This window comes from Microbacterium sp. JZ70, from assembly GCF_053903225.1.
Map to the genome: position 1 here is coordinate 553,869 of NZ_CP096405.1, position 17,192 is coordinate 571,060.

Below are 17,192 nucleotides of genomic sequence, written 5' to 3' on the forward strand. Positions count from 1 at the left end.
ATGTCCACCACGAGCCTCGTCACCCTCCGCCCCGGCGCTCGCGCGCGCCGCCCGCTCGGCACGATCGACCGCCCGCGTCGCAGCGTGCTCCTGACCGCGCTGACCGCGATCATCCTCATCTACTCGCTCATCCCGCTCGTCTGGCTGTTCATCAACGCGTCGAAGACGCAGGACGACCTCTTCACGACGTTCGGCCTCTGGTTCGGCGACGAGTTCGCGCTGTTCGACAACATCGGCCGCGCGCTCACGTACGACGACGGCATCTTCCTGCGCTGGTTCGCGAACACCCTCCTGTACGTGATCGTGGGCGCGGGCGGGGCGACCCTGCTCGCCGTCCTCGGCGGCTACGCCCTCGCGAAGTACGACTTCCCGGGCAAGAAGGCCGTGTTCGCGGTCGTCATCGGAGCGGTCGCCGTGCCCGGCACCGCCCTGGCCGTGCCGACCTTCCTCATGTTCAGCGAGATGGGTCTCACGAACACGCCGTGGTCCGTCATCGTCCCGTCGCTCATCTCGCCGTTCGGCCTCTACCTCATGTGGACCTTCGCGAGCGAGGCCATCCCGACCGAGCTCATGGAGGCCGCGCGGATCGACGGCGCCAGCGAGTTCCGGATCTTCTGGCAGGTCGCGCTGCGCCTGCTCGCTCCCGGGATGGTCACGGTGCTGCTGTTCACGATGGTCGCGACGTGGAACAACTACTTCCTGCCGCTCATCATGCTGCGCGACCCCGACTGGTACCCGCTCATCATCGGCCTCAACCAGTGGAACGCGCAGGCCGCGACCGCCGGCGGCACGGCGATCTTCGATCTCGTCCTGACCGGGTCGCTCCTCACGATCGTCCCGCTCATCATCGCCTTCCTCTTCCTCCAGCGCTTCTGGCAGTCCGGCCTCGCGGCCGGGTCCGTCAAGGAGTGACCGTCCTCACCCACCACAAAGGAGTGCCAACCGCATGAACCGCACCTTCCGCCGCCTGGGCCGCCGCGCCCTCATCGGCACCGCCTTCACGGGCGTCGCAGCCCTCGCCCTCGCCGGGTGCTCGGGCGGCGCCGCCGACCCCGACACCGCTGCCGAGGAGGGCGGCGAGCTCACCGTCTGGGCCTGGGATCCGACCGTCGAGACCATCGCGGACGCATACCAGGAGGAGCACCCCGACGTCACGATCGACGTCGTCAACGTCGGCACCGGCAACGACCAGTACACCGCTCTGCAGAACGCCATCACCGCCGGATCCGGTGCCCCCGACCTCGCCCAGGTCGAGTACTACGCGCTGCCGCAGTTCGCGATCGGCGAGTCGCTCGCCGACCTGACGGAGTTCGGCGCGGCCGATCTCGCCGACGCGTTCGCTCCGGGGCCCTGGAACGCCGTGAACTACGGCGGAACGGGCGTCTGGGGCCTGCCCCTCGACTCGGGCCCGATGGCGCTCTTCTACAACCAGGCCGTCTTCGACGAGCACGGCATCGAGGTGCCGACCACGTGGGACGAGTACCTCGAGGCCGCGCGCGCTCTTCACGAGGCGGACCCCGACCTCTACATCACGAACGACACGGGTGACGCGGGCTTCGCGACCTCGATGATCTGGCAGGCGGGCGGTCAGCCGTTCCAGGTCGACGGCACCGACGTCTCGATCGATCTCGCCGACGAGGGCTCCACGCGCTTCGCCGAGTACTGGCAGCAACTCGTCGAGGAGGACCTCGTCGCGCCGATCAGCTCGTGGAGCGACGAGTGGTACCAGGGCCTCGGCAACGGCACGATCGCGACGCTCACCATCGGCGCGTGGATGCCCGGCAACTTCGAGACCGGCGTGCCGGACGCGGCGGGAGACTGGCGCGTCGCGCCCATGCCGCAGTGGGAGGAGGGCGGCACCGCGACCGCCGAGAACGGCGGGAGCGCGATGAGCGTGCTCGAGAGCAGCGAGAGCAAGGCGCTCGCCTACGACTTCCTCGAGTTCGCCGCGAACGGCGACGGCGTGCAGCTGCGCATCGACGGCGGCGGGTTCCCCGCGACGGTCGCGGACCTCGAGTCGGAGGAGTTCCTCGCGAAGGAGTTCGAGTACTTCGGCGGTCAGACCGTGAACGAGGTTCTCTCCGAGTCGTCGGCCAACGTCGTCGAGGGCTGGGAGTACCTGCCGTTCCAGGTGTACGCGAACAGCGTGTTCAACGACTCCGTCGGCAAGGCGTACGTCGGCGACACGACGATCGCCGAGGGCCTCGCCGAGTGGCAGCAGACCCTCGTGAAGTACGGAGCCGACCAGGGCTTCACGGTCGAGTAGCCGCGACCTCCCCTCGCGGGGTGCGTCGCGACCGCGACGCACCCCGCGCCTCGTCCCGCGCCATCCGCCGGGCCATCCCCATGACAAGGAGCCGATCCATGCAGACGCACCGCTGGCTGCGCACCCCCGAAGGCACGACGCGACGCATCTCGTACGGCGCCGACTACAACCCCGAGCAGTGGCCCCGAGAGGTGTGGGACGAGGATGTCCGCCTCATGCGCGAGGCGGGCGTCGACGTCGTCTCGGTCGGGATCTTCTCGTGGGCGAAGATCCAGCCGGCAGAGGACACGTGGGACTTCGCGTGGCTCGACGAGGTCATCGACCTGCTGCACGCGAACGGGATCGGCGTCGACCTGGCGACGGCCACGGCGTCTCCTCCGCCGTGGCTCACGATCAAGCACCCCGAGGTGCTCCCCGTCACGCACCACGGGCACATCCTCTCCCCCGGCGCGCGTCAGCACTGGCGCCCGACGTCGCCGGTCTTCCGCGGCTACGCCCTGCGCCTCGTCGAGGCGCTCGCCGAGCGCTACCGGGACCATCCGGCGCTCGTCGCGTGGCACGTCAACAACGAGCTCGGCTGCCACAACGCGTGGGACTACTCGGATGACGCGGCGCGCGCCTTCCGCGGATGGCTCGAGAGGCGCTACGGCACGATCGAGCGACTCAACCACGCGTGGGGCACGGCGTTCTGGTCGCAGCAGTACGGATCCTTCTCCGAGATCCTCCCGCCGCGCGAAGTCGACTCGCATCCGAACCCGACGCAGCAGCTCGACTTCAAGCGCTTCTCGTCCGACGCGCTCAAGGAGCACTTCATCGCCGAGCGCGATCTGCTGCGGCGGATCACCCCCGACATCCCCATCACGACGAACTTCATGGTGATGGGCGAGACGCAGCACGCGGACTACGCCGACTGGGCGCACGAGCTCGACTTCGTCTCGAACGACCACTACCGGCACCCCGGGCCGCAGTCGTACGATGAGCTCGCCTTCTCGGCCGCGCTCGTCTCGGGCATCTCGCATCGCCGCCCGTGGTTCCTCATGGAGCACTCGACGAGCGCGGTCAACTGGCAGAGCGTGAACCGCCCGAAGCGCGAAGGTGAGCTCGTCCGCGACTCGCTCACCCATGTCGCCCACGGAGCGGACGCCGTCTGCTACTTCCAGTGGCGCCAGTCGGCGGCGGGGGCGGAGAAGTACCACTCGGCGATGGTCCCGCACGCCGGCCCCGACAGCCGGGTGTTCCGCTCGGTCGTCGAGCTCGGCGCGACGCTGCGGCGCCTCGACGACATCGCGGGCGCCGAGGCCGTGCCGGCCCCTGTCGCCATCCTGTTCGACTGGGACTCGTGGTGGGGCAGCGAGCTCGACTCCCACCCCACCGAGCTGCTGCGGTACCGACAGGAGGCCCTCGACTGGTGGACCGCCCTGCGGGATGCCGGCGTGCGCGTCGACGTCGTGCCCGCCGACGTCGACCTCTCGGGCTACCGCCTCGTCATCGCCCCTGTGCTCTACGCCGTCCCGGCTGCGCTCGCGGAGACGCTGGCGGTCTACGTCGAGGCGGGCGGGCACCTCGTCACGACGTACTTCTCGGGTGCCGTGAACGAGGACGACCGCGCGTGGCTCGGCGGCTACCCCGGCGCGTTCCGGGAGCTGCTCGGCGTGCGCGTGGAGGAGTTCCGTCCTCTGTACGACGGCGAGACCATCCGCCTCGACTCCGGCGCGATCGGCACCCTCTGGAGCGAGCCCGTCGACCTCGTGGACCCGGGCGTCGAGGTGCTCGCGCGCTACGCGGAGTCCGAGCTCGACGGCTCCCCCGCCGTGACGCGGCGCGCCGTCGGCGCAGGATCCGCCGCCTACGTCTCGACGCGCCTGGGCGCCGCGGGGCTCGGCACGATCGTCCCCGCCCTGCTCGAGGGCGCCGGCGTCGAGAGCGAGCTGCCGGAGGCTCTGCGCGGGCGAGCCGCGCTCACGCTGCGCGGCTCTGACGGCGCCCGCTTCGCGTTCGTGCTCAATCGCACGGATGACGAGCTGCCTCTCGACGGGGTCGCCGGCGCGCCGCTCCTCGGCGGGGAGACCCTGCCTCCGCGCGGCGTGGCCGTGTTCCGCCAGGAGTGAGGGGCGAGGGCTCGCCCCCGAACTAGTAGACAAGTCACCTAGATGTGTTGTCTACTATGGGCGTGACCCTCTCCCGCATCATCCTCGGCCTGCTCGCTCTCGCGCCGATGACCGGCTACGACCTCAAGCGGCATTTCGACTCCACCGCCCGGCACTTCTGGGCGGCCGACAAGGCGCAGATCTACCGGACGCTCGCGCGCCTCGTGGACGACGGGCTGGCGGCCGTCGAGGTCGTGCCCGGTGCGGGCGCGCCCGACCGCCAGGTGCATCGCATCACAGCGGAGGGGCGGGCGGCGCTCGCCGAATGGCTGGTCTCCCCCGTCGAGGCGCATGCCGACCGCGACCCCTTCCTCGCGCGTCTCTTCTTCGCCGACGGGCTCGAGCCGGAGGCTCTCCGTCGGCTTCTCGCGGTGCGCCGTCAGGAGGCGGAGGAGCTCCTCGCGCACTTCGAGAGCATCCGAGACACGACGGGCGCACCCCGCGATCGCGCTGCGCGCTTCCGTCTGGCGACGCTCGCGAACGGCATCGCGCACATGCGGGCGGAACTCGCCTGGCTCGACGAGATCGAGGCGGACCTGCCATGAGCGCCTTCCCCGTCATCCACCCGGTGCATGCGGAGACGGGCACTCGGCCCCTCGTGCTCCTCCACGGCGGGAACGTCGCGAACTGGATGTGGGCGCCGCAGGTCGAGGCGTTCCGCGACCGGCTGGTGCTCACGCCGGATCTGCCGGGATTCGGCGCGCGCACGGCGGAGGACTGGCCCGGCCTCGACGCCGTCGCGGATGACGTCGTCGCGCAGGTGCGGTCGGCCGGGGTCGGCGGCGCGTTCGACCTCGTCGGACTGTCGCTGGGCGGAGTCGTGGCCCTCCGGCTGCTGGCCCGGCACGGGGCGGATGTGCCGCGAGCGCTCGTGACGGGGGCACCGCTCACGGGTGTGGGGCGCAGCGCGCGGGCCATCGCCGCGCTGCAGCTCGCCCTGTGGGACGCCGCCTGGTTCTGGCGTGCGCAGGCCGCGGCCTTTCGGCTGCCGGAGGATGCCCGCGAGGAGTTCGTGCGGCACGGGCTCTCGGTGCGGAAGGAGAACGCCCGTGCGATGTCGGCCGATGTCGACGCGGGCCGCGTGCCGACGGGTCTCGGCGCCTACGGCGGCGCCCTCCTCGCGGTCGCCGGGGAACGCGAGCCGGCCGTCGTGCGCCGGTCCCTCGCCGTGCTCCGGGCAGCGCTGCCGACCGCGCGGACGGGCCTCGTCCCTCGGATGCACCACGTCTGGAACGTCGAGGATGTCCCCCTCTTCAACGGCGTCGTGCGCGAGTGGATGGATGGCCGGATGGACCCGCGGATCGCGCGCGCCGACTGAGCCCGAGAGCCGAGGCGGCAGGTCTCGCGGAGATTCTGACCACGACTCCCCGTTCTGCCCGGGTGGAACTGCCCGCCTGGCGTGGTGCGACGGGCGACGCGCCCGATGCGCTCGCACCGCGCCGATAGCGTCGGAGGCGCCCGCGTTCCGCGGGTGCTCCGCTCGGGCGACCCCAGCGCCCGGAGCCGCACCGGCAGGCGTCCCCAGCGCTCCGGTGACCGCCTGCGGCGGGCGCGCCTCGGAACGCGCCCGCCGCAGGTGAGCGTCAGCGCCTGAGCCGCGCGCGGATGAGCTGCGTGACGGACTTCAGCTCGGGTGAGCGCAGGACCGCGAGGGCGACGACGTAGACGAGCGCCGTGGCGCCGCCGATGAGGATGCACCCCGCGATCGCCTGCGCGATGCCGTCGAGCATCCATCCCCCGGCGCCGCCGCACAGGAGGTACACGCCGACGCCCGCACCGGCGGCGGGGAGGGCGGCCAGCGCGAAGCGCAGCAGGGCCCGGAGCGAGACGCCGAGGCCGAGCGGCCCGAGACGACGCCGGAGGAGCCAGGTCGCGAGCACGACCTGCGCCGTGCTCGACAGCGACTGCCCGGTGGCCACCGCGGCGGTGAGGTAGGGGCGCAGCTCGTCGGTCGAGAAGACGAGGATCGACGCCGTCGCGAAGGTCACCGACAGCGCGCCCTGGAAGACCGTGAACCAGAACGGCGTCCGCGTGTCTCCGTAGGCGTAGAACGTGCGCTGCACGACGAACTGGACCGCGAGCGGGACGAGCCCGATGAGGAATCCGATGAGCACGAGGGAGGCCTCGACCGCCTGCTCCCCGTTCTCGGTGAAGATCCGGGCGACGGGCGCCGCCGCCGCCATGACGGCCGCCGTGGCGAGCACGCAGAGGAGCCCGAGCATCCGGATGGCCCGGCCGATGTCGGCGCGCACCTCGTCGTCGCGCCCGGCAGCCGCGTGCTCGCTGAGCTGGGTGAAGTAGGGGGTGCCGATCGAGAGGACGATCACCGAGTACGGGAGCATGAACACGAGCCACGACGTGAACCAGACGGTCACGGACGCCTGCCCGGACGCGTCCGAGATCGTGCTCTGCTGGTACATCGACACGAGCTGGCCGATGACCATCATGAGGAAGGTCCAGCTCGTGAGGCTGCCGACCTCGCGCAGACCCATGCCGCGCCAGCGGAAGTCGGGGCGGATGCTCAGCCCCGTGCGGCGCCAGAAGAACAGCAGGACGAACATCTGGGCGACGATGCCGAGCGTCGCGACGCCGCCGAGGAGCGCGACCTTGGGGAGGTTCCAGCCGCCGTCCGCGGTCGTCCACTGCGCGAGGGACGACTGATGGCCGCCGAACACGGCGATGAACACGCCGAATCCCGCGATCGAGACGATGTTGTTGACGATCGGCGCCCACGCGTACGGGCCGAACACGCGGCGCGCGTTGAGCGTCTCGCCGAGCAGCGCGAACATCCCGTAGAAGAAGATCTGCGGCAGGCACCAGTAGGCGAAGGCGACCGCGAGCGCGATGGTGTCGGGGTCGAACCGGGCGCCGTACAGCCAGATGAGCGGCCAGACGAGGATCATCGCGAGCACGCTCGCGCCCGCGAGCAGCACACCGCCCAGCGTCATGAACTTCGAGATGTGCGAGGCCCCGCCGTCCTCGCGCGCGCTCCACCTCACGATCTGCGGCACGATCACGGCCGTCAGAACGCCCGTCGAGATGATCATGAAGATGTTGTTCGGCAGCTGGTTCGCCGCCGTGAACGCGTCGGAGGCGTTGCCGAACGAGCCGACCGCCGCGATGAGGACGATCGAGCGCACGAGACCCGTGACCCGCGAGGCGAGCGTCCCGGCCGCGATCATGGCGCTGGAGCGGCCGAGGCTAGTCATCCGATGCGTCCCTCTCCCCTGCGGGCGGGCCATCCGCGCCGTCCGCCGTCGCGCCGTCCGGGGTCGCGCGCTCGGCCATCCGCCGGCGTCGCCGGAGCACCGTGCGGATCACGCCACCCACGACGAGCAGCACGATGATCGCGACGAGCACGGCGATGCCGATGCGCTCCCACTCGGCGCGCACGGTCACGTCCATGGTCTGCACGCCGCCGATCTGCTCGCCCGATGCCGTGAACAGCGAGACCGCGAGCTGCACCTCGCCGCTTCCGACGCGCGCCTCGACGGGGATCTCGACGCGCGGGTTGCTGCCCGCCGGCACCTGCACCTCGATGCGCTCCTGCACGTCGAGGCGCACGTTGTCGGGCTGCACCTCGAGCACGACCGTGATGGGCCACGCGAGGCTGTTGCGCACCCAGACCGGCAGCGGCGCCTCGGCGCTCAGAAGCTGCACCTGGTCGGACACCGTGACGCCGATGCCGTCGACGCGCTGAGCGGTCAGCTCGGCGTGCGCGCCGATGGCCTCGCGCCAGCGGTCGGGGTCGTCGGTCCATCCGACGCCGAGCAGCTGCAGGGCCTCGGCGCGCGCCTGGCCCGTGAGCAGCTCGGGCTCGTCGAGCGCCGACGCCATGTGCGCGAGGCCCGGCTCGGCGGACGTGAAGGCCGAGACCGCCGCGGTGCGCTCCGGCTCCGGCGCGACCTCGGACACCGTGACGGGCTGCGCCTCGGCCTCGAGGACGTCGGTGAGCGGCACGGCCTCGACCGACGCATTGCGGGTGACGCTCTCGATGGCGTCGCGCAGGCTCTCCTCGGTGCGGATGGCCGTGGGCGCCTCCGCGTCGTCGGCCGGGTACGCGGGGCGGTCGAGCGCGACGAGGAGCGGAGCTCCTCCGGTCTCGTGCGCCGCGAACCACAGCTCCGCGGAGGCCTCGACGAGATCGTCCTCGTGCGCGCTCTGGTCGAGCGCGGCGGCGCTGAGCACCTCGGAGATGGCCTCGTCGTACACGAGCGCGCCCTCGGCGCGCGCGGGCACGGCGGCTCCTTCTGCTCCCTCGGCGGTCGACGTCGAGGGGATGAGCGTGGTCGCTCCCTCCACGGCGAGAGCGGACACGACGTCGGGCCCCGCGGAGCCCTCGGCCGGCCAGTACACGCGCGCCGCCTCCTCGCCGATGGAGAGGAGCTCCTCGAGGGAGGGGTAGGCGGGCTCATCCGGCGCGGCGGGCTCCTCCTCCGCGGCGGGCGTGGCCGACGGCGTCGGCTCAGGTGCCGCGAAGTTCTCGCCGCTCTCGAACGCGCGCAGACTCGTGGGCGCGAGCGGCGCCGCGAGGCCGGCCTGGATCTGCGCCGTCACGTCGGCGTCGCCGAACTGGAGGGCGAAGCGCTCGTTCGGCAGCTCCTCGAGCCGCTCGAGCCACTCGAGGGCGGCAGCAGGCGCTGCCGTGCCGAGCGCGCGGATCGCCGCCGGGATGGCCGGATCGACCGCGAGCACGGCCGTCGTGCCGGCGACGGCCTCGAGCGCCTGCGACAGCGCGCCGTCGGGGCCGGTCAGGGTGCCGATCTCGTCGGCGGTGAGGAGCCCCGCCGCGGTCGGCGGCGCGGTGATCGGGACGATGACCGAGACCGGCGCGCGCTCGCCGTCGGCGACCACGACGACGCTGCGGCCCTCGACCGCGGACGCGCCTGCGCCGAGCGTCGCGCGCAGCGGGTAGACGCCGGCTGCGAGACCCTCGAGGCCGGCGACATCCGCCGCGACCGAGAGCTCCTCGGTCGCGCTCGCACCTCCGCCGACCTCGTCGACCGGTGCGGTCTGGAGCGTCGCGAAGTCTCCGTCGGCGTCGCCCGACGCCAGCCAGGCGTCGAGCGCGGCGCGGTCGCCGAGTGCCGACCGCGCGATGTCGAGGCGGAGCGTGCCCGCCGGCAGCGCCTCCGCGCCGGGGTTGGCGATCGTCGCCGTCGCGTTGAGGGCGGCACCGGCGCCGAGCACTCCCTGCTGGGCGGGGAGGAGCGAGAGAGCGGGCGCCTGGTCGTCGTCGCCGTCCGCGTCCGCGGGGACGCCGACCCGCGCCTCCTGCCCGCTCTCCTTCGGAGCGGTCACGTGACGGCGGGGCGCATCGGATGGCTCCGAGGTCGCATCGGGGACCGAGGCGAGCGCGGGCTGGGCGCCCAGGAGCAGCGCGAGCAGGACCGCGGTCGGCGCGCCCAGACGTCGCAGACAGCTGCGTGCCTCGGCCGTGCGGCGGTGGGTCATGGACATCCTGCTCATCGGGTCGTGCGAGGGCGCACGGGACCGTTCAATCCTACGAACACGGCTGGACGCGCCCTGCGAGGCGTGCCGCAGTGGTCACCGGGGGCGCAGCGAGCTCTCGCGGACGATGAGGCGCGTCGGCACGATCGTGCGGTCGGCCACGGCGTCGCCCGCGAGCAGCGCGAGGAGCAGGTCGACCGCGGTCGAGCCGAGCTCGTCGAAGTCCTGCGCCACCGTCGTGAGCGGCGGCCAGTAGTCCGCCGCGTCGACGACGTCGTCGAACCCGGCGACTGCGAGGTCGTCGCGCCCCGCTGCGTGGGCGGCGTGCAGGGCGCCGAGCGCCATCTGGTCGTTCGCCGCGAAGACCGCGGTGACCGCGGGGTCCGCGACGAGCTCCTCCGCGAGATCGCGGGCGGTCGCGGCCGTCCAGTCTCCGCGCAGAGGACGCGGCGCGGTCGCGCCCCTCGCCGCGAGGGCGGCGCGCCATCCCCGTTCGCGCTCGGCGGCGGCGAACGAGCCCGCGGGGCCGGCCAGATGATGCACGGAGGCGTGCCCCTGCGCGAGGAGGTGCGCGGTGGCGCTCTCGGCGCCGCCGGCGTGATCCGACGAGATGACGGTGAACCGCTCGCTCGTGTCGGCGTCGACCGCGACGACGGGGAACCCGGGCTCCGCGGCCTCGTGGATGCTCGGTGTCGCCTCGTTGAGGACCACGGCGCCGTCGACGCCGTGGTCGGCGAGCGCCGCGAACGCCGTGTCGGCGCGCTCGGCGTCCTCCGAGAGCGTCACCACGAGGACGGCGTGGTCGCGGGCCGACGCGGCCTGCGTGACGGCCTCGAGCATGCGGGTGTTGCCGACCGAGGCCAGCGTGCGCACGACGACGCCGATCGTGCGGGTGCGGCCGGTCCGCAGGGCGCGCGCGGTGCGGTTCGGCCGATAGCCGAGCTGAGCCATGGCGGCCTCGACCCGCGCGCGGGTCGTCGGGTCGACGCGAGGAGATCCGTTGGCGACGCGCGAGACGGTCTGGCCCGAGACCCCGGCGAGTCGGGCGACGTCGGCGGCCGACACCTGCGCCATGGGGTCTCCCTTCTCCTGCGACCCACTTTGCACTACCATCCATGTTGACGTCAACACGCGCGGCATCGCGCAGGAACGGAGGAGCCATGGTGGCACCGGGGACGACGCTGGGCGCCGGCGTGGTCAAGCGCGTCGCGCGTCTCGCCGACGGGCGCGAGCTCATCTACTACGACGACCCGGGCACGACGCTGCCCGAGGAGCGGCGCATCGACGAGCGCGAGCTCGGTCCGCGGCCCGAGACGGCGACGATGCGTCGCGACGTGCTCACGGGCGACTGGATCTCGGTCGCCGCCGCGCGCCAGAACCGGGCGTTCCTGCCGCCGGCCGAGCTCGACCCCCTCGCCCCGCAGACGCCGACGAACCCGTCGGAGGTGCCGAGCCTCTACGACGTCGCGGTCTTCGAGAACAAGTCGCCGTCGTTCGGCCCGGCGCTCGACGTCGCCACGGGGGACGCGCCCGCCGCCGTCGACCCGCCGCTCGGCCTCGACGACCTCGACGCGCCGGGGCTCGGCCGCAGCCGCACGTCGGTCGGCCGCTGCGAGGTCGTGTGCTTCAGCCCCGAGCGCGAGGGCTCCTTCGGCACGCAGACGGCGACCCGCGCTCGGACCGTCATCGAGGCATGGGCAGACCGCACCGCCGCGCTCTCGGCCCTGCCGGGCATCCGTCAGGTCTTCCCGTTCGAGAACCGGGGCGAGCAGATCGGCGTGACGCTGCACCATCCTCACGGCCAGATCTACGCGTACCCCTACATCACGCCGCGCACGAAGCTCCTGCTGCAGGCCATCGAGCGCGAGGGCGCCGATCTGTTCGAGAGGATCATCGCCTTCGAGCAGCAGGGCCCCCGCGTCGTGCTCGAGGCCGAGCACTGGATCGCGTACGTGCCGTTCGCCGCGCGATGGCCCGTCGAGGTGCACCTCGTGCCACGGCGCCATGCTCCCGACTTCGTCGCTCTCACGGACGCCGAGCGCGACGAGCTCGCCTCGGTGTACCTGCGTCTGCTGCAGGGCGTCGACCGTCTCTACGACACCCCCACGCCGTACATCGCGGCGTGGCATCAGGCGCCCGTGGACGTCGCGAGGGACACGGCGCGGCTGCACCTGCAGCTCACCTCGCCGCGTCGCGCGGCCGACAAGCTCAAGTACCTCGCCGGATCGGAGGCCGCCATGGGAGCGTGGATCGGGGATGTCCCGCCCGAGCAGACCGCAGAGCGACTGCGCGAGGCGGTGGGGGCATGACCGCGCAGCACGAGGCGATCGACCTGCTCCGCTCGCTCACCGGCGGAGAGCCGGTGGGCGTCTGGTCGGCGCCGGGGCGCGCCAACCTCATCGGGGAGCACACCGACTACAACGAGGGCTTCGTGCTCCCGTTCGCGATCGAGCACCGCACGTATGCCTCGGTCGGCATGCGAGGCGACCGCATTATCCGGGTCATCTCGACCCTCGACCGGGCCCCGTTCGAGCTGTCGATCGACGCGCTCGCGGCCACCTTCGACGGAGCAGCGGGTCACGCCGTGCACAGCGGATCGGTGCCCGAGTGGGCCGCCTATCCCCTCGGCGTCGCCTGGGCGGCCCTCGCGGCGACCGGGCGCAGCGCATCGGACGTCGGCGGCCTCGACATCGCCCTCGCATCGGACGTGCCGGTCGGCGCGGGACTGTCCTCGTCGGCGGCGATCGAGGGGGCGACGGCGTCGGCACTCAGCGATCTGTGGGAGCTCGGGCTCGACGGCCTCTCGATCGCGAAGATCGGGCGGACGGCGGAGAACGAGGCGGTCGGCGCGCCGACGGGCATCATGGACCAGGTGTCGTCGACGCTCGGCCGGCCCGACGCCGCGACGTTCCTCGACTGCCGGACCCTCGCGACGGAGTCCGTCGACCTCGGCTTCGCCCGGGAGGGGCTTGCCCTGCTGGTCATCGACACGCAGGTCACGCACGCGCACTCGACGGGCGGCTATCGCGAGCGCCGGGCCTCGTGCGAGAAGGGCGCGGCCGACATGGGCGTGCCCTCGCTGCGCGACCTGTCGGTCGACGACCTCGCGCGCGCCGCGGAGACGCTCGACGAGGTGACCTTCCGCCGGGTGCGGCACATCGTGACGGAGAACCAGCGTGTGCTGGACACCGTCGCCACGCTGCGCTCGGCCGGGCCGCGGGCCATCGGCGACCTCCTCGTCGCGTCGCACGCGTCGATGCGGGACGACTTCGAGATCTCGGTCCCCGAGCTCGACACCGCCGTCGAGGCCGCGCTCGCGGCGGGTGCGATCGGCGCGCGCATGACCGGCGGCGGCTTCGGCGGCGCGGCGATCGCGCTCGTGGACGCCGATCGGGTCGACGTCGTCGCCGAGGCGGCCCGTGCGGCCTTCGCGGAACGCGGCTTCCGGGCGCCGCACACCTTCACGGTGACGCCGTCGGAGGGCGCGCGTCGCGACGCATAGCCAGCGCAGAGGGAGAGGGGCAGATGCGATCGCATCTGCCCCTCTCCCTGTGCGCGCGGATGATCCGGGGGATCAGGAGGTGAGCTCGGGGGCCGTCAGCGTCTGGCTGCTGTCGCCCGAGCGCTGCACCTCGATCTTGCGCGGCTTCGCCTTCTCGCTGATAGGGATGAGCACGCTCATCACGCCGTTCTCGTAGGTCGCCGTGATGCGCTCGGTATCGATGCCCTGGCCGAGGTTCAGCTGACGCATGTACGCGCCCGTCGGCCGCTCGCGCGTGATCCACTTCACGCCCTCTTCGCTACGGCCCGTCCGCTGGGCGCGGATGGTCAGGAGCTGGCCGTCGACATCGATGTCGACGCTTCCGGGATCGATGCCGGGAAGGTCGGCGCTCAGCACGTAGTGGTCTCCATCGCGGTAGAGATCCATCGGCATGAGGCGGGGGCCCTGGCGGTCGAAGAGCTGCTCGGCCACCCGGTCGAACTCACGGAACGGATCGAAGAACATCGCCATCGTGATCGTCCTCCTCTGTTCGCTCGGCGCTGTTCGCAACATCACCTTGAGTCGCATCGACTCATGTTTCAAATTAGCACTCTCAGGGGGAGAGTGCTAAAAGTGCGCTGTGAGCTCCCTTCGAGCTCGCTCGGAGCGGCGCGGGGAAGCGGATGACACGAGCGCGCGGTTGAATGGTCGGGTGAGCCCGCACCCCGATTCCGCCCTGTGCCGCGACCTCGCCGCCGACCTCTCGGCCGCACGGTTCCGATCCGAGGCGCTGCGCGCGATGTGGGGAGTCGAGGCCGATGACGCGATCGGGCGCGGGCTCCGCGCCCCCGCCCTCCGGGCCATCCGCGAGCGCGACGACGCGCTCGCCGTCCTCGCGCGGCTGCTCATCTTCGGCGTCGGGCAGCCGCTCGCCGCGGTCGACGCCGCGCTCCCCCGGGTCGGCGCCAGCGGGCTCGTCGCACTCGGACTCGCCGCGGTCGACGCCGACGTGGTCGCGCCGCTCGCGGTCATCCGCCCCCAGTCCTTCCACGACGACCGCGGTCCGGGCGAGTGGCTGCTCGCGAGCGACCTCGACGAGATCGCCCTGGGCGGGGGCGCGCTCGCGGAGGATCACGTGCTCGGCGCGGGCGGAGCATCCCTCACGCTGGCCGGTCTGCAGCTTCCGACTCCCGTGCGGACGGTCCTCGACCTCGGCACGGGGTGCGGCATCCAGGCCCTGCGCGCCCGTCGCTTCGCCGACCGGGTCGTCGCGACGGACATCTCCCGGCGCGCCCTCCGCTTCGCGGAGCTGAACGCGGCGCTCGCGGGCGCGACGGGCATCGAGACGCGGGCCGGGTCGCTGTTCGACCCCGTCGCCGGCGAGGTGTTCGACCGCATCGTGTCGAATCCGCCGTTCGTCATCACGCCGCGGGTCACGGGCGTGCCCGAGTACGAGTACCGCGACGGAGGGCTCGTCGGCGACGCGCTCGTGCAGCAGGTCGTCGCGGGCGTCGGCCGCCACCTCGCTCCGGGCGGAACCGCGCAGTTCCTCGCGAACTGGGAGACGAAGGACGGCGTGCCCGGGCTCGACCGCATGCGCGCGTGGGTCGAGGCGTCCGACGTCGCTCTCGAGGCGTGGGTGATCGAGCGCGAGGAGCTCGACCCGATCGCCTACGCCGAGATGTGGATCCGCGACGGCGGCACGACCCCTGGCAGCCCCGAGCACGACCGACTCCTCGACGCCTGGCTCGACGACTTCTCGGAGCGAGGCGTCACGGCGATCGGCTTCGGCTACGTGCTGCTGAGGAGGGCGGATGGCGCGCCGCGGCTCGCGCGCTATGAGCGCCTCACGCAGGCGATCCCGTCTGAGGGCGCGCTCGGAACGCATCTCGCGGCGGTGCTCGCGGCACACGACCGCATCGCGCCCCTCGCCGACGCCCAGCTGCTCGCCCTGCACCTGCGGGCGGCGCCCGACGTCACCGAGTCCCGTCACCACCTCCCCGGCGCCGCGGACCCCAGCGTGATCGAGCTGCGTCAGGGCGGCGGCTTCGGGCGCTCCGTGCAGGCCGACCCGGCGCTCGCCGCGCTCGTCGGCGCGTGCGACGGGGAACTCGCCCTGGGGCAGATCGTCGCGGCGCTCGCGCAGCTGCTCGAGACGGACGAGGACGCGCTGCGTGCGGGGCTCCTGCCCGCCGTCCGCGAGCTCGTCCTCGACGGCTTCCTCGCCCCCGCCTGACCCCGCCCCCGGGCCGCGCCCCGGGGCCCGCCCCGGCCCCGGCCCCCGCCCCCGGGTCCGTGAGACTAGCGCCCGTCGTCGAGACCAGCGCACCGGGCGCAGGTCTCGACGACGAGCGCTAGTCTCGGGGGTCGCCCTGCGACCGCCCGGTACCCTGGAAGCCATGCTCAACATGGCCGCCGGTCTCGCGCGCCTCGGCGACCTCGCGGCGTCGCCCGTGGTCGCGACCCTCGCGCAGGCGTTCGCCGATGCGGGCCACGACCTCGCGGTCGTCGGCGGACCCGTGCGCGACGCCCTCCTCGGGCGGACGACGAACGACCTCGACTTCACGACCGACGCGCGCCCCGACGACATCCTGCGGATCGTCACGCCGGTGTCCTCCGCGCAGTGGGACATCGGCCGGGCGTTCGGCACGATCGGCGCGCGCGTGCAGGGCGAGCAGGTCGAGATCACGACCTACCGGGCCGACAGCTACGACGGCGAGACGCGCAAGCCGACCGTCGAGTTCGGCGACACCCTCGAGGCCGACCTCACGCGACGCGACTTCACCGTGAACGCGATGGCGCTGCGCGTCCCCGACGTGCGGCTCGTCGACCCGACCGGCGGCGTGGAGGACCTCGTCGCCGGCGTCCTGCGCACGCCGATCGATCCGCGGGTCAGCTTCGGAGACGACCCGCTGCGCATGCTGCGCGCCGCCCGCTTCTCCGCGCAGCTCGGCTTCGCGATCGAGGAGGGCACGCGCGCGGCGATCGCCGACCTGCGCGAGACGCTCGCGATCGTGAGCCCCGAGCGCGTCCAGGGCGAGCTGACCCGCCTCCTCCAGACCGACGACCCCGTGCGCGGGCTGCGCGTTCTCGTCGAGACGGGCCTCATCGACCAGTTCCTCCCCGAGATCCCCGCGCTGCGCCTCGAGGTCGACGAGCACCACCACCACAAGGACGTCTACGAGCACTCCCTCACGGTGCTCGCGCAGGCCATCGAGCACGAGCGCGCGCGCCATCCGGACGCCGAGCCCGATGTGAAGCTGCGCCTCGCCGCCCTCCTGCACGACATCGGCAAGCCGCGCACCCGCAAGCTCGAGCCCGGCGGAGCCGTCTCGTTCCACCACCACGACCTCGTCGGCGCGCGGATGGCGAAGAAGCGGCTGCAGGCGCTGCGCTACGACGGCGAGACGATCGGCTCGGTCTCGAAGCTCATCGAGCTGCATCTGCGCTTCTTCGGCTACGCCGAGGGCGCGTGGACGGATTCCGCCGTGCGCCGCTACGTGCGCGACGCGGGCGACGAGCTCGAGCGCCTGCACATCCTCACCCGCGCCGACGTCACGACGCGCAACCGCCGCAAGGCCGCGCGTCTCGCGCACGCGTACGACGACATCGAGGCGCGCATCGCGGCTCTCCGCGAGCAGGAGGAGCTCGACGCCATCCGCCCCGACCTCGACGGGAACGAGATCCAGCGGATCCTCGACGTGGGCCCGGGCCCGGTGGTCGGCCAGGCGTACCGGTTCCTGCTCGACCTGCGCCTGGACGAGGGCGCGCTGGGCCCCGAGGAGGCCGAGCGACGGCTGCGTGCGTGGTGGGCCGAGCAGGGCTGAACCGCGTCGGCACGCCTCAC

General features: G+C 72.7%; 13 protein-coding genes. 9 read left to right on the forward strand and 4 right to left on the reverse strand.

Annotated features, from left to right (window positions below; translation table 11 throughout):
• The 5 genes from M1D46_RS02500 to M1D46_RS02520 all read left to right on the forward strand — a co-directional run bounded on the left by M1D46_RS02500 (position 1) and on the right by M1D46_RS02520 (position 5,731).
• Positions 1-912 carry a carbohydrate ABC transporter permease gene (locus M1D46_RS02500; protein WP_271172542.1) on the forward strand — a complete coding sequence of 304 codons (912 nt, stop codon included), beginning with the start codon at positions 1-3 and terminating at the stop codon, positions 910-912.
• 34 nt (positions 913-946) lie between these two features.
• Entirely contained in the window at positions 947-2,266 is a 1,320-nt protein-coding gene (locus M1D46_RS02505; protein WP_324013290.1) for an ABC transporter substrate-binding protein, read from the forward strand.
• A 98-nt stretch (positions 2,267-2,364) separates the two neighbouring features.
• Positions 2,365-4,374: a beta-galactosidase gene (locus tag M1D46_RS02510; RefSeq protein ID WP_456286497.1), complete on the forward strand. Its 2,010-nt coding sequence runs from the start codon at positions 2,365-2,367 to the stop codon at positions 4,372-4,374.
• Between the two features lie 56 nt (positions 4,375-4,430).
• Positions 4,431-4,958 (forward strand): PadR family transcriptional regulator, encoded by a 528-nt coding sequence (locus tag M1D46_RS02515; RefSeq protein WP_456286498.1) that lies wholly within the window; start codon positions 4,431-4,433, stop codon positions 4,956-4,958.
• Positions 4,955-5,731: an alpha/beta fold hydrolase gene (locus M1D46_RS02520; RefSeq protein ID WP_456286499.1), complete on the forward strand. Its 777-nt coding sequence runs from the start codon at positions 4,955-4,957 to the stop codon at positions 5,729-5,731. The genes M1D46_RS02515 and M1D46_RS02520 overlap by 4 nt, the downstream gene beginning before the upstream one ends.
• 265 nt (positions 5,732-5,996) lie before the next feature.
• Here the strand turns inward: M1D46_RS02520 and murJ are convergent, their stop codons facing one another.
• From murJ to M1D46_RS02535, 3 genes are all read right to left on the reverse strand, one after another.
• Positions 5,997-7,622: a murein biosynthesis integral membrane protein MurJ gene (gene murJ / locus M1D46_RS02525; protein WP_456286500.1), complete on the reverse strand. Its 1,626-nt coding sequence runs from the start codon at positions 7,620-7,622 to the stop codon at positions 5,997-5,999.
• Positions 7,615-9,867, reverse strand: coding sequence for a DUF6049 family protein (locus M1D46_RS02530; protein WP_456286501.1), 2,253 nt, complete (start codon positions 9,865-9,867; stop codon positions 7,615-7,617). The genes murJ and M1D46_RS02530 overlap by 8 nt, the downstream gene beginning before the upstream one ends.
• Before the next feature lie 93 nt (positions 9,868-9,960).
• Positions 9,961-10,938, reverse strand: coding sequence for a LacI family DNA-binding transcriptional regulator (locus M1D46_RS02535; RefSeq protein WP_456286502.1), 978 nt, complete (start codon positions 10,936-10,938; stop codon positions 9,961-9,963).
• An 89-nt stretch (positions 10,939-11,027) separates the two neighbouring features.
• Here M1D46_RS02535 and galT point away from each other — a divergent pair, with 89 nt between their 5' ends.
• The gene (gene galT / locus M1D46_RS02540) at positions 11,028-12,173 is read left to right on the forward strand and encodes a galactose-1-phosphate uridylyltransferase (protein WP_456286503.1); all 1,146 of its coding nucleotides are present in this window, start codon (positions 11,028-11,030) and stop codon (positions 12,171-12,173) included.
• Complete coding sequence (gene galK, locus M1D46_RS02545) at positions 12,170-13,366, forward strand: galactokinase (RefSeq protein WP_456286504.1); 1,197 nt, start codon at positions 12,170-12,172, stop codon at positions 13,364-13,366. Before galT ends, galK begins: the two co-directional genes overlap by 4 nt.
• Before the next feature lie 72 nt (positions 13,367-13,438).
• On the opposite strand, the gene M1D46_RS02550 is transcribed toward galK, so the two are convergent.
• Complete coding sequence (locus tag M1D46_RS02550) at positions 13,439-13,876, reverse strand: Hsp20/alpha crystallin family protein (RefSeq protein ID WP_271172552.1); 438 nt, start codon at positions 13,874-13,876, stop codon at positions 13,439-13,441.
• A 181-nt stretch (positions 13,877-14,057) separates the two neighbouring features.
• Here M1D46_RS02550 and M1D46_RS02555 point away from each other — a divergent pair, with 181 nt between their 5' ends.
• Entirely contained in the window at positions 14,058-15,581 is a 1,524-nt protein-coding gene (locus M1D46_RS02555) for a DUF7059 domain-containing protein (RefSeq protein WP_456286505.1), read from the forward strand.
• 163 nt (positions 15,582-15,744) lie between these two features.
• Positions 15,745-17,172 carry a CCA tRNA nucleotidyltransferase gene (locus tag M1D46_RS02560; RefSeq protein WP_456284247.1) on the forward strand — a complete coding sequence of 476 codons (1,428 nt, stop codon included), beginning with the start codon at positions 15,745-15,747 and terminating at the stop codon, positions 17,170-17,172.
• The last annotated feature ends 20 nt before the right edge of the window (positions 17,173-17,192 follow it).

What these genes read in the sequence shown, in the direction of transcription:
- M1D46_RS02560 (WP_456284247.1), top strand. Translation starts at nt 15,745, where the DNA reads ATGCTCAACATGGCCGCCGGTCTCGCGCGCCTCGGCGACCTCGCGGCG.
- M1D46_RS02535 (WP_456286502.1), bottom strand. Translation starts at nt 10,938, where the DNA reads ATGGCGCAGGTGTCGGCCGCCGACGTCGCCCGACTCGCCGGGGTCTCG.
- galK (WP_456286504.1), top strand. Translation starts at nt 12,170, where the DNA reads ATGACCGCGCAGCACGAGGCGATCGACCTGCTCCGCTCGCTCACCGGC.
- murJ (WP_456286500.1), bottom strand. Translation starts at nt 7,622, where the DNA reads ATGACTAGCCTCGGCCGCTCCAGCGCCATGATCGCGGCCGGGACGCTC.
- M1D46_RS02510 (WP_456286497.1), top strand. Translation starts at nt 2,365, where the DNA reads ATGCAGACGCACCGCTGGCTGCGCACCCCCGAAGGCACGACGCGACGC.
- M1D46_RS02520 (WP_456286499.1), top strand. Translation starts at nt 4,955, where the DNA reads ATGAGCGCCTTCCCCGTCATCCACCCGGTGCATGCGGAGACGGGCACT.
- M1D46_RS02530 (WP_456286501.1), bottom strand. Translation starts at nt 9,867, where the DNA reads ATGACCCACCGCCGCACGGCCGAGGCACGCAGCTGTCTGCGACGTCTG.
- M1D46_RS02550 (WP_271172552.1), bottom strand. Translation starts at nt 13,876, where the DNA reads ATGGCGATGTTCTTCGATCCGTTCCGTGAGTTCGACCGGGTGGCCGAG.
- M1D46_RS02505 (WP_324013290.1), top strand. Translation starts at nt 947, where the DNA reads ATGAACCGCACCTTCCGCCGCCTGGGCCGCCGCGCCCTCATCGGCACC.
- M1D46_RS02500 (WP_271172542.1), top strand. Translation starts at nt 1, where the DNA reads ATGTCCACCACGAGCCTCGTCACCCTCCGCCCCGGCGCTCGCGCGCGC.
- M1D46_RS02515 (WP_456286498.1), top strand. Translation starts at nt 4,431, where the DNA reads ATGGGCGTGACCCTCTCCCGCATCATCCTCGGCCTGCTCGCTCTCGCG.